The organism is uncultured Roseibium sp. (assembly GCF_963675095.2).
GTDB lineage: Bacteria > Pseudomonadota > Alphaproteobacteria > Rhizobiales > Stappiaceae > Roseibium.
Genome location: NZ_CAXXSJ010000033.1, coordinates 96,535 through 108,985 on the forward strand (window position 1 = coordinate 96,535; position 12,451 = coordinate 108,985).

The 12,451-nt window shown below is 62.2% G+C and carries 9 protein-coding genes and 2 pseudogenes; 8 read left to right on the forward strand and 3 right to left on the reverse strand.

What is annotated here, in order from left to right:
* Positions 1-205: 205 nt before the first annotated feature.
* Entirely contained in the window at positions 206-1,930 is a 1,725-nt protein-coding gene (locus ABIN98_RS13120) for a HAMP domain-containing methyl-accepting chemotaxis protein (RefSeq protein WP_346910588.1), read from the forward strand.
* Positions 1,931-2,017: 87 nt separating this feature from the next.
* On the opposite strand, the gene ABIN98_RS13125 is transcribed toward ABIN98_RS13120, so the two are convergent.
* Positions 2,018-3,106, reverse strand: coding sequence for a hypothetical protein (locus tag ABIN98_RS13125; protein WP_346910590.1), 1,089 nt, complete (start codon positions 3,104-3,106; stop codon positions 2,018-2,020).
* 215 nt (positions 3,107-3,321) lie between these two features.
* Here ABIN98_RS13125 and cysG point away from each other — a divergent pair, with 215 nt between their 5' ends.
* The 7 genes from cysG (at position 3,322) to ABIN98_RS13160 (ending at position 9,591) form a co-directional block, all read left to right on the forward strand.
* Complete coding sequence (gene cysG, locus ABIN98_RS13130; protein ID WP_346910592.1) at positions 3,322-4,767, forward strand: siroheme synthase CysG; 1,446 nt, start codon at positions 3,322-3,324, stop codon at positions 4,765-4,767.
* A 13-nt stretch (positions 4,768-4,780) separates the two neighbouring features.
* Positions 4,781-5,080 carry a DUF2849 domain-containing protein gene (locus ABIN98_RS13135; protein ID WP_346910594.1) on the forward strand — a complete coding sequence of 100 codons (300 nt, stop codon included), beginning with the start codon at positions 4,781-4,783 and terminating at the stop codon, positions 5,078-5,080.
* Positions 5,081-5,146: 66 nt separating this feature from the next.
* Complete coding sequence (locus tag ABIN98_RS13140; protein ID WP_346910596.1) at positions 5,147-6,805, forward strand: nitrite/sulfite reductase; 1,659 nt, start codon at positions 5,147-5,149, stop codon at positions 6,803-6,805.
* Positions 6,792-7,553 (forward strand): phosphoadenylyl-sulfate reductase, encoded by a 762-nt coding sequence (locus ABIN98_RS13145; protein WP_346910598.1) that lies wholly within the window; start codon positions 6,792-6,794, stop codon positions 7,551-7,553. The genes ABIN98_RS13140 and ABIN98_RS13145 overlap by 14 nt, the downstream gene beginning before the upstream one ends.
* Positions 7,554-7,575: 22 nt before the next feature.
* The gene (locus ABIN98_RS13150; protein ID WP_346910599.1) at positions 7,576-8,109 is read left to right on the forward strand and encodes a DUF934 domain-containing protein; all 534 of its coding nucleotides are present in this window, start codon (positions 7,576-7,578) and stop codon (positions 8,107-8,109) included.
* A 60-nt stretch (positions 8,110-8,169) separates the two neighbouring features.
* Positions 8,170-8,781 carry an NUDIX domain-containing protein gene (locus tag ABIN98_RS13155; protein WP_346910600.1) on the forward strand — a complete coding sequence of 204 codons (612 nt, stop codon included), beginning with the start codon at positions 8,170-8,172 and terminating at the stop codon, positions 8,779-8,781.
* A gap of 48 nt (positions 8,782-8,829) precedes the next feature.
* Entirely contained in the window at positions 8,830-9,591 is a 762-nt protein-coding gene (locus tag ABIN98_RS13160; protein WP_346910602.1) for a glucose 1-dehydrogenase, read from the forward strand.
* A 306-nt stretch (positions 9,592-9,897) separates the two neighbouring features.
* Here ABIN98_RS13160 and ABIN98_RS13165 read toward each other — a convergent pair.
* A pseudogene (locus tag ABIN98_RS13165) lies at positions 9,898-11,288 on the reverse strand (aspartate aminotransferase family protein).
* Positions 11,289-11,335: 47 nt separating this feature from the next.
* Positions 11,336-12,451: pseudogene (locus ABIN98_RS13170) on the reverse strand (glutamine synthetase family protein); the annotation flags it as partial.

A 12,451-nucleotide genomic window follows, 5' to 3' on the forward strand; every position in this document is an offset into this window, starting at 1 on the left:
TACCTAGGGTTGAGGTTAAAAACATAAGGTTTTCGAATTATATATGTAGATATATGTTTTTACGTATGGCGAAATTTTCTACAAATCTGAATAAGTTAAATATTTAGGTACTTTTTAGGGGCAGGTTTATCCTTGAAACGACGCAGAGGAATGCGTCCGGGGTTATCCCAATAAGCACATCAATGTGCGCCGGAAGAGGACCGACATGAATTTCCGAACCCTGAAAGCCAAAGTGATTTGCGCGATTGCCGTTTTCATTGTTGTGATCGGCACCATGAACGTGGTGTCCTTGCAGTTTATTCGTTCGCTTGAGAAAACGGGCGAAGATATTGCGGAAGACGCGCTGCGCTTCTCCGGCACAGGTCTGGACCTGACCCTTCTGCTCAAGGACACGCAGTTCGACATCGTGCAGGTGCAGCAGTGGCTGACGGACATCTCCGCCACGCGCGGTTTGGATGGCCTTGATGACGGGTTTGCCTCGGCCGCGGAATTTGCCACCCGGTTCGAGGATGACAGCCGCAAGGCCCTGGAACTCTCCAAGAAGCTTGGCTACACGGAACTCGCCGGCAAGATCGAGGATATACGCACGCTGTTCCCCGCCTACTATGAAACCGGCAAGGCCATGGCAGGAGCTTATGTTGCTGAAGGACCGGCCGGCGGGAACCGCATGATGGCGGAATTTGACGCAACAGCAGAGGCGTTGACCGAAGCGCTCGGCGCCGCATTGGAGATCCGCTCCCGCCAAATGGAAGATGAGCGAGCCCTGCTTGCCAAGGAGGCGGAGCTAAACCAAACCGCTGCCCTGCGTATGGATATGATGGCTTATGCCAATATCCTTGTCGTCCTTCTCGGGACCATCGCCGCGGCGTATGGCTTCCTGCGCTTCGTGCTCCGGCCGTTGACCGACGTTTCGGCTGCCGTCATCCGGATCTCCGACGGGGATTATTCGGTGACCCTCGCAGAAGCCGGGCGCCGGGACGAAATCGGCGGCATCGCCAAGGCCATTCATATTTTACGCGACAAGGCTGCCGAACGAAACACGCTGGCAGAGGCACAGGCCAAGGTCGATGCCGAGCGCATGGAACGGGTGCAGGCGCGCGAGAAACTGATCACGACCTTCCGGGCGGAAGTTTCCGAACTAATCGTCGACGTTAACCGGACCATGGAGCAGCTGGAAGAAACCGCGCGCAGCCTGATTGAAGTGGCTCAGGATACGACGTCGCATGCTCAAGGGGCGTCTGCCGCCTCCGGTTCGGCAATGGCAAATGTTGAAACCGTTGCGTCTGCGGCCGAGGAATTGTCTGCCTCGATCGAGGAAATCAATCAGCGGGTCACCTCCACGACCGCCGTGGTCGCGGAAGCCGCGGAGACGACGCATGAGACCAATGCCAAGGTCGGAACGCTTTCGGCAGCAGCCCAGGAAATCGGCGAAGTCGTCCAACTCATTTCCACCATCGCCGAACAAACCAATCTGCTGGCCCTGAACGCCACCATCGAAGCGGCCCGTGCCGGCGAGGCTGGTAAGGGATTTGCGGTCGTTGCCAATGAGGTGAAGGCTCTCGCCAGCCAGACCGCCAAGGCCACCGAAAGCATCACCCAGCAGATCGCGGCGATCCAGGGTGCGACCACGGACGCGGCGTCCTCCATTCAGGAAATCTCCGACATCATGGGCAATGTCACCGAGGAAACGACGGCCATTGCCTCCGCGGTGACCGAACAGAGTGCCGCGACCGGTGAGATTGCCCGCGGGGTCAATGAGGCGTCTTCAAGCACCCAGGAGGCAAGCCGCAGCGTTTCCGGCCTTGAGGGTAATGCACAGCGCTCCACGGATGCAGCCAACCAGGTGAGCGATGCCGTCAAGTCCGTTGCGACGAGAACCCAGAACCTGACGCTTCAGATCGAAGGTTTCATCAAGGCTTTCGCCGCCTGACGTTGGCGTCAATACCTGAAAGCGAAAACGGAATGAGCCGGCGGATCATGGGATCCGTCGGCTCTTTCTTTTGTGGATGATTTGTTGTCAGTTCGCCGCTTCCGCGGCCGCCCGGTAGAAGTCCGGGTCGGTCAGTTCGGGGGGCGACAAGGTCGGGCCATCCGCTGGTCCCGTCACAGTGTCGGAAACCCCGTAAACGAAGATGCCGCCGGCGGCGCGCGGAACGATGGCCACCCGCTCCACCAGGTCGGTGTCGCCCGATGTGCAGTGGGCATAACTGGTGAAGAGCTGCTTGCCGCCCTCGCTCGCCTGCTCGGTGCCTGACTGGAAGCTGCCTTCGCAGCTCTTGGCTGAAGCGGCGATGATCTGCGCCATCAGATCCTGTTCGCTTGCGTAGCCGCCCGGTTCGAAGATATGGGCGACAACCGTGCGACCGTCCTTCATTGCGACGGCATACAATCCCTTCAGGCTGTCTTCCCGGTCCTGGTCGGGGATCAGTTTCAGACCCGAAAGACCCGCCTGGGACATCAGGTTGAACAGCGCCTGGGTGGCTTCGACCTGTAGCGCCGAATTCGCCGGCGCGGTCTGCGAGCCGCCCGGTTGCGCCCCTCCCGGTTGAGATGGCGCAGAGGTGCCGGGAGCGGGTGCCGAAGGGGTGGAGGCAAGTCCAAAGCGGGCAGAGTTGATCTGGACGCAGCGGCCAAGCCGCGCCATCAGCTTCGACGTGCCGGTGAGGCGGAATTCATAGGTGTTGTTGCCGTCAAAGACCTGGAGCAGGCGTCCGCGCCGGAAGTGGTAAACCAGAGAACCGTTTGCCGGCATCTGTATCCGGACCATGGTCGCGGTTCTCACCTCGCCGTTTGCCTGTTGCCATGCGCCGCGATCGATCCGGTATTGCAGTGGGATATTTTGACCGACCGTCATGTTCCAGCTGCTGGAGGAGAAACCGATGAACCAGTTGTAATTGCCGTCGACCTGAACGGACATGGCAATGCCGCTTCGGTATTGGGCCGAGGCGACGCAGGAGCTGAACCGGTTGTTGGCGTCATCGACATAAGCGTCTCCGACCCAGCCGCCCAGGCGGAAACGGTCCACACTTCGTGCATCTGCGGGAATGGAAAGAAGCCCGCCGCAGATTGCGGCAATACCGGCGGCGACAATCGATTTTCGTAACATATGCCTGTGTCCCCCTGTGGCGGATGTTGGAGAAACGACCTTCCGCCTTCATATCTTACCGCTGTGCACTATGCCTTGAAATCGTTTCGATCCGGTTCGGTTTTTCGAAAACCTTTTCCCTCTTGCGCTCAGCCTTTGAAATGCGATGCCCCGCGTTTTCGCCCCGGAATGACTAGATTCAGTCCATGGATGCGAATGTCCGGGAGAGTTTCCCAATGAACGGGATCGACTGCGAAAACACGAAACGGCGCCTCGATGTGTTTCCGGCCTTTTTCAAGGTCCGGGGGCAGAGGGTGATCGTCGTCGGCCATGGCGCGGAAGCCGCTGCCAAGGTGCGTCTGCTCGGCGAAACCAATGCGCGGATCGAGGTCGTCTCTCGCGAGATTGAACCTGTTCTGCGGCAGGCAATCGCGAGCGCCGGCGCGGCGCATGTCGATGCCGATTTCCGCCCCGGACTTCTGGCCGGCGCTGCACTGGTCTTCACCGCGCGCGAGGATGAAGCCCTCGACAGGGCGGTGGTTGAGGCCGCGCGGGCGGTAGGCGTGCCGGTCAACGCGGTCGACCGGCCGGACCTGTGCGACTTCTATACTGGGGCCCTGGTCAACCGGGCACCCGTCGCCGTTGCCATCACCTCCACAGGCGTCGGGCCGGTCCTGGCGCGCCATATCCGAGCGCGGATCGAGGCCATGTTGCCGCTTGCGACCGGCGATCTGGCGCAGTTGGCGGAAAGTATCCGCGAGACGGTTTCAAGGGTCATCGGGGATGGCGCGGCGCGCCGCCGGTTCTGGGCGCGGTTTTTTACCGGACCTGTCGCAGCCCACGTTCATGCCGGCCGGAACGATCTGGCGCGCGCTGAGACCCAGCGTTTGCTGAACGGCCGCGCGGACGAGACCGGCTTCGTCTGGCTGGTCGGCGCCGGGCCGGGGGCGGAAGACCTTCTGACCCTGCGTGCGCAGCGTCTCCTGCAGGAGGCCGATGTCATCGTCTACGATGCGCTGGTGCCGGCCTCGGTCGTCGCAATGGGACGCAGGGACGCGGAACGGATCTCCGTCGGCAAGCGCAAGGGCGCCCATTCGGTTCCGCAAGCGGACACCAACCGGCTTCTGGTCGAGCTTGGCCGACAGGGCCACAAGGTCGTCCGGCTCAAGTCCGGTGATCCGCTCGTCTTCGGCCGGGCCGGCGAGGAAATGGCCGCGCTCAGGGAAGCCGGGATCGGCTTCGAAGTGGTTCCAGGCGTGACTGCGGCCTTTGCTGCTGCCGCTTCCGCACAGCTTCCACTGACCCTGCGCGGCGTGGCGTCAACGCTGGTGTTTGCGACCGGACACAACACCCGTTCTGAAACCTTACCCGACTGGGCCGGTCTTGCGCTGAAGGGCGCGACGGTCGCTGTCTATATGGGCCGCAGTGTTGCCGCTTCCGTTTCGGCCAGGCTGATCGACGCCGGAATGAAACCCGCAACGCCGGTCGCCATTATCGAAAATGCCGCCCAGGCCGGCGAACGCCAGTTCTCCGGCGTTCTTTCCGACCTGAGCCTTCTGTCAGACCGCGACGACGTCGGCGGTCCTGTCCTGATCATTATCGGCGATGCCGTCGGACACGCGGGGCTGGAAAATGCCGAGCCCCTGGCCGCGTCCGCGGTTTTGCGTGAAGCCGCCGCCTGAGGAGTTGAAGTCCATGAAAGTCGTTACCGCATACCGCCTGCTCGATGGCGAAGTCGTCTGGCTCGGGGTGGAGGGCAACTGGGTTGGGGACCTGTCCCGGGCAAACGTCCTGGAGGCGAAGGAAGACGTCGCGGCCGCCATGGCGACCGCTCAGCAGTCCATCGCCGATCGGGAGGTCGTCGAGGCCTATGAGGTGGACGTTGTTCTGGAAGACGGCTGTCTGACGCCCAAGCGTCTGCGCGAACGGATCCGTGCCGGAGGCCCGACCATCCTTCCGGACCTGGGCAAACTGACCCGCGCCGCAACGGCCTGACATCGCCCCCACGAGATTGACCAAAGGCAGCGCCGGCTGACCGGCAGCGCCTGAATGGAGAAAGACATGTACCGCTACGATGAATTCGACCATGGTTTCGTCACCGAGCGCACCGACCAGTTCCGCGATCAGGTCCGCCGCCGCCTGGCCGGCGAACTGACGGAAGAAGAGTTCAAGCCGCTGCGCCTGATGAACGGGCTTTACCTGCAGCTTCACGCCTACATGCTGCGGGTCGCGATCCCCTATGGCACGCTGAATGGGCGCCAGATGCGCAAGCTCGCCCATATCGCACGCACCTACGACAAGGGCTACGGCCACTTCACCACGCGCCAGAACATCCAGTTCAACTGGCCGAAGCTGTCGGATGTGCCGGCGATCCTGGAAGAACTGGCCGAAGTGGAAATGCACGCCATCCAGACCTCCGGCAACTGCATCCGCAACGTGACCGCGGACCATTTCGCCGGTGCCGCGGCAGATGAAATCGCCGACCCGCGGCCTTACGCGGAAATCCTGCGTCAGTGGTCGTCGCTGCACCCGGAATTTTCCTTCCTGCCGCGCAAGTTCAAGATCGCCATCACCGGCGCGCCGAACGACCGCGCCGCCGTTCAGGTCCATGACATCGGTCTGCAATTGACGCGGAACGCGGCGGGCGAGGTCGGCTTCACCGTCTTCGTTGGCGGCGGTCTCGGCCGTACGCCGATGATCGGCCGAAAGGTGCGCGACTTCCTGCCCGAAGAAGACCTGCTTGCCTATTCGGAAGCGGTGCTGAGGGTCTATAACCGCTACGGTCGCCGGGACAACAAGTACAAGGCGCGCATCAAGATCCTTGTCCACGAGACGGGGCTCGAAGAACTCAAGGCCGATATCGAGGCGGAGTTCGAAAAGATCCGCTTCGGCGTCCTGCGCCTGCCGGACGAGGAAGTGCGCCGGATCGAGGCCTATTTCGCACCACCGCCTCTGGAGGTTCTGCCCACAGTTTCTGCGGCGGTCGAAGCGCGTAAGTCTGCCGATGCGGCCTTCGCCCAGTTCGTTGCTCACAACCTCAATCCGCACCGGGTACCGGGCCACGTCAGTGTGACGGTCTCCATGAAGCCGATCGGCGGCATTCCGGGCGACGCCTCTGACACGCAGATGGAGGTCATTGCCGATCTGGCGGAGCGCTACGGCCAGGATGAAATCCGCATCAGCCACGAGCAGAACGTCATCCTGCCCCACGTGCGCCTGGACGATCTGCCGGCTCTCTTCGACAAGCTGGTCGAGCATGGCATGGCGGAAGGCAATGCGGGCCTGATCACCGACATCATCGCCTGCCCGGGCATGGACTATTGCGCCCTGGCGACGGCCCGCTCGATCCCGGTCGCGCAGGAAATTTCCGAGCGCTTCGGCAGCGCGGAACGCCAGGCGGAGATCGGCGATCTGAAGATCAAGATTTCCGGCTGCATCAACGCCTGCGGCCATCACCATGTCGGCCATATCGGCATTCTCGGCCTGGAGAAGAAAGGCGAGGAATTCTACCAGATCACCCTTGGCGGCTCGGCCAACGAAAACACGTCGATCGGCGAGATCGTCGGGCGCGGGTTCTCTTCGGAGACTGTGGTCGATGCGATCGAGACCCTTGTGGACACCTATCTGTCGCTGCGGTCCGGTCGGGAGGAGACCTTCCTGGACACCTACAGACGGCTCGGCGAGGAGCCGTTCAAGGAAGCGCTTTATGGCACTGCTTAACAGCCTGACATCCGCCGTGGATCCGGAACTGGCGCTTGACGCCGAAGTCCGGGCGCTCAACGCCCAGTACGAAGGCGCAGAAGCACAAGACGTGCTGCGCGCGGCCGTGCGTGAGCAATATCCCGGAGAGATTGCCCTGGTGTCGAGTTTCGGCGCGGATTCCGCGGTGCTATTGCACATGGTCGCCGAAATCGACCCGGCGACACCGGTGATCTTCGTCGATACCGGCAAGCTGTTTCCGGCCACGCTCCGCTACCGGGACGACCTCGTCGACCGATTGGGTCTGACCGACGTCCGGTCCCAGAAACCGGCTTCTGAAGATCTGGCAGAGAAGGACGCGGGCGGCATGCTCTGGATGAGCGACACGGACGCCTGCTGCCACATCCGCAAGGTCCTGCCTCTGGACGTGGCGCTGGACGGTTTTTCGTCATGGATTTCGGGCCGCAAGCGCTTTCAGAGTTCTTCCCGGGCAAGCCTCGGGCTGTTCGAGGCCGATGACGGCCGGGTCAAGGTCAACCCGCTCGCGGACTGGAGCGCGGGCGACGTTCTGGACTACGCCAGGGCTCATGACCTGCCGCCGCATCCGCTTGTCGCCCAGGGCTATCCGTCCATCGGTTGCCTGCCGTGCACCGACAAGGTGAAGCCGGGCGAAGATCCGCGTGCGGGCCGCTGGCGCGGCCAGGACAAGACCGAATGCGGAATTCATCTTCCCACCCATGGCCGCGAAATCGACGGCAGCGGCATCTAGAGGTAAAGGGACGCGAACACAAATGACGACCATTTTTTCCAACGGCGCTTTCTTTGAGGAAAGCTGGACCATGATCGAGAGCAGGGACGACCTGCCGGCTCAGGGAAATGTCACCGTTCCTTTCGGCTTGTTCCTGGAGGAACCAGACACGGTCCTGCAAGGTGGTGTAAAGACTGCCGTCCTGATTGCCGCGGGCGAGAAGGCTGAAGAGCTCGGGCCGTATCTGGAGCGGATCTCGCTCGTGATCGTCGCCTTTCCGAAATTCACCGACGGTCGCGGATTTTCGGCCGCCCGCATACTGCGTGAAGAACTCGGCTACAAGGGCGACATCCGTGCGACCGGTGATTACATCCTCGACCAGGTTCCCCTGATGCGCCGTTGCGGGATCACCAGTTTCGAGATTTCCAAGCCGGAAGTCGTGAAGGCATTGAAGGACGGCGAATGGCCGGAAGTCACCCGCTATCTGCAGCCGGTCGGCACGGTGGAGGAAATTCCCGCCGGTACCCGTCCCTGGGCACGGCGGTCGCTCCGCGAAGCCGTCCAGGCCGCGGAGTAACCGGCCCTTAAGTCCCCGGATGTGACATGTAGGATGCGCTGCACCATCCGGGAGACTTCCATGACCGATTCGCCGGCAAGACCTGCCTCAACTGAAGTCGAAATCCTGTCCCGCCGGCGCGTCTATGACGGGTTCTGCAAGGTCGACGTGATCGAAGCGGCCTATACCCGCCTCGACGGGACCCCCGGCAGGATCACCCGAGAACTGCATCATCATGGCAATGCGGTCGCCGTCTTGCCCGTGGACCGGGGCCGCAAGACGGCGCTTCTGGTCCGGCAACTCCGGATTCCGCCGCTCGTGGAACACGACACCGGATTTCCGCTGGAAGTCTGCGCCGGTCTGATCGATCCGGGCGAAAATGCTGCCGAGGCGGCTGCACGCGAAATGGAGGAGGAGCTCGGATTCCGACCGCGCAGCCTGCAGCCCATAGGCGCGATCCTGCCAAGTCCCGGTATGCTCGGTGAGAAACTGGATCTGTTCCTGGCCGACTACAGTCACAGCGACAACGGCGGTGTCGGCGGCGGGCTTGCTGACGAAGGCGAGGATATCGAGATCCTGGAATTCACCTGCCGGGATCTGGCCGACCTGTTGCGCAAGGGAGACCTGCAGGACGCCAAGAGCGTCGTGCTGGTGCAGCGCCTGATGCTCGACGAGCCGGACCTGTTCGCATGATTGCACCTGTCCCGTTCATTGACTAACGTCTCCTCCAAATCGGGAGGAATGAAATCGATGACTGGAAGACTGGAAGGCAAGGTAGCTATCGTCACAGGTGGTGGATCGGGCTTTGGGGAGGGCATCGCCAAGCGCTATGCCGCAGAAGGCGCAAAGGTGGTCGTCGCGGACCTGAACGAAGGAGCGGCGGCACGTGTGGCCCGGGAAATAGGTAGTACCGCGATCGCGGTCACGGCGGACGTCACGCAAAAGGCCGGCGTGACGGCGATGGTTTCGGATGCTGTCGATGTGTTCGGCCGTCTCGACATTCTCGTCAACAACGCCGGCTATACCCATCGTAATTGCGGCCTGCTCGATGTCAGCGAAGAGGATTTCGACAAGGTCATGGCCGTGAACGCCAAGGCGATCTACCTGGCGACCCTGCAGGTCGTGCCGATCATGGAAAAACAGGGCGGCGGCGTGATCATCAACACCGCATCGACGGCAGGCCTCAGGCCGCGTCCCGGATTGACCTGGTACAATGCGTCCAAGGGCTTTGCTGTCATCGCCACCAAATCGATGGCGGTGGAGCTGGCGCCGAAGAAGATCCGGGTCAACGCGCTCTGTCCGGTCGCGGGTGAGACCGGCATGCTGGACCGATTCATGGGCGAGGACACGCCGGAGCGCCGCGCCGCCTTCAAGGCGACCATTCCGCTCGGCCGTCTGTCGACACCCGAAGACATCGCCAACGCCGCCCTTTACCTCGCCTCCGACGAGGCGGAGTTCATCACCGGCGTCGCCCTGGAGATCGACGGCGGCCGGTGCGTCTGAGTGGCTAACGAAAAACGGGCGGAACCTTGAGGCTCCGCCCGAATTTGACAATCCTCGGGAACTATTGAACGTGCCGCCTGCGCCCCTCTCCCCCCTTGAGGGGGAGATGTCACCAAAGGTGACAGAGGGGGGCAACTGCGTTGGCGGTATTCTCCGGCGCTTCGATTTTCCGATAGGCTAACACCCCCCTCTGTCCGCTGTCGCGGACATCCCCCTCAAGGGGGGAGACGGGAGTGTGCGGCATTGTTGTCATCAGTTCACATGACAGAACCGCGCGGCAAGACGAGCGCCCGATTTCAAAAGGCCTCAGACCTTCCCCTGCCGCTTCAGCTCTACATAAGTATCGTCCAGCGTCTTGCGGGCGATGGCGACCAGCTGATCGGCCTCGTCGTGGGAGAGCACCAGCGGCGGGGAGATGATCATGCTGTCTCGGACGCCACGCATGACCATGCCGTTCTTGAAGGAAATATCGCGGCAGAGCGTGCCGACGGTTCCCTCGTTGGCGAACTTCTTCGTCCGGTCGCCCTTTTCCGGGACCAGTTCCAGCGCACCCATCAGGCCCTTCATGCGGGCTTCGCCGACCAGCGGATGGTCGCCGAGCGCCGTCCAGCGGGTCTGCAGGTAGGGGCCGATATCATCGGCGACATAGTCGACCAGCTTTTCCTGCTGCATGATTTCCAGGTTGGCAAGCGCTGCGGCGGCACAGGCCGGGTGACCGGAATAGGTGTAGCCGTGATAGAACTCGCCGCCCTTGTCGATCAGGCCTTCGGCGACCCGGTCGGAGACCAGCACGCCGCCCATGGGCAGGTAGCCCGAGGTCAGGCCCTTGGCGATCGGCATCAGGTCGGGCTTGAGGTCGTAGGTGTCGGAGCCGAACCAGGTGCCGAGCCGGCCGAAGCCGCAGATCACTTCGTCGATGACCAGCAGGATATCCCGCTCCGCCAGGATCTTCTTGATTTCCGGCCAGTAGGTTTCCGGCGGGATGATGACGCCGCCGGCCCCCTGGATCGGTTCGGCGATGAAGGCGGGCAACCTTGTCCTCGCCGATCTCGTCGATCTTCTCAGCCAGCTTGCGCGCCACCTGGATGCCAAACTCTTCCGGGCTCATGTCGCCGCCTTCGCCGTACCAGTAAGGCTGGTCGACGTGGTGGACACCCGGGACCGGCAGGTCGCCCTGGCCGTGCATGGCCTTCATGCCGCCGAGGCTGGTACCGGCGAGCGTCGAACCGTGGTAGCCGTTCCAGCGGCCGATGATGGCCTTTTTCTCCGGCTTGCCCATCTGGTCCAGTAGAAGCGCGCCATGCGGAAGACGGTGTCGTTCGCCTCCGAACCGGAGGAACAGTAGAACACCCGGTTCATGTGGGCCGGTGCGAGTTCGGCAAGTTTTTCGGACAATGCGACCGCGGGCGGATGGGTCGTCTTGAAGAAGGTGTTGTAATAGGACAGCTCGCTCATCTGGCGATGAACGGCATCCGCGATCTCCTGCCGGCCATGACCGACCTGCACGCACCAAAGCCCGGCCATGCCGTCGAGGATGCGGTGCCGTCGGAATCCGTCAGCCAGACGCCGTCCGCATGGGTAATGATCCGGCTGCCTTCCGCGTTCAGCGCCTTGGTATCCGTGAAGGGATGGATGTGGTGGGCAGCATCGGCTGCCCGCAAGGCCGCGGTCGGATAGATGTTGGATACAGCCGTCATTGGTAACTCCGTGGCGAAAGACTTGGGATGATCCGAAAGACTTCGGATCACACGTTGAGCAGGAGGTATTCCCGCTCCCAGGGACTGATGACCGACATGAAGGTTTCGAACTCTTCATATTTGATCGCGCGGTAGGTGGCGACGAACTTCTCGCCGAAGACCTCGATGATGTCGGCATTGTTCTCAAACAGGGCCAGGGCCTCCGGCAGGCCACGCGGCAGCGCCTTCAGCAGATGTCCGCAGTCGGTGGTCTGAGGCGCATCCGGCTTCAGGCCCTTCTGGATGCCGAGATAGCCGCAGGCGAGCGAGGCCGCGATGGCGAGGTAGGGGTTGGCATCTGATCCCGGGACCCGGTTTTCAAGGCGCCGGGCCTGGGCGTTGGAATAGGGCACGCGCAGCCCGACCGTGCGGTTGTCGTAACCCCAGTACACGTTCACCGGCGAGGTCGAATTGCGGGCAAAGCGCCGGTACGAATTGACGAAGGGCGCCATGATGCAGGTGACATAGGGCAGGTACTTCTGATGCCCGGCGATGAAGGACAGAAACTCAGGCGTTTCTTCGCCATTCTCGCCGGAGAAGATGTTCTTGCCCGTCGCCTTGTCGATCACCGACTGGTGGATGTGCATGGCCGAACCGGGCTGATTCGACATCGGCTTGGACATGAAGGTGGCATACATATCGTGCCGCAACGCGGCCTCGCGGATCGTGCGCTTGAACAGGAAGACCTGGTCCGCAAGTTCGAGGGATTGCCGTGGCGGATGTTGATCTCCATCTGCGCGGCCCCCTCCTCGTGGATGAGGGTGTCGATTTCCAGCCCCTGCTGTTCCGACAGGTCGTAAATGTCGTCGATGAGATCGTCGAATTCGTTGAGCGCCGAGATCGAATAGGACTGACGACCGACCTCGGGCCGGCCGGAGCGGCCCGTCGGCGGCTCGAGCGGATAGTCGGGGTCGGCGTTGGGCTTGACCAGGTAAAACTCGATTTCAGGCGCGACCACCGGCTCCCAGCCCTTTTCGTCGTAGAGCTTCAGGATGCGCTTGAGCACATTGCGCGGAGCGGTCTCCACCGGCGCGCCTTCACGCGTATATGCGTCGTGGATGAGCTGTGCGGTCGGGTCCGTTTCCCACGGCACCGAGGTCAGGGTTGCGTAATCGGGTCGGAAA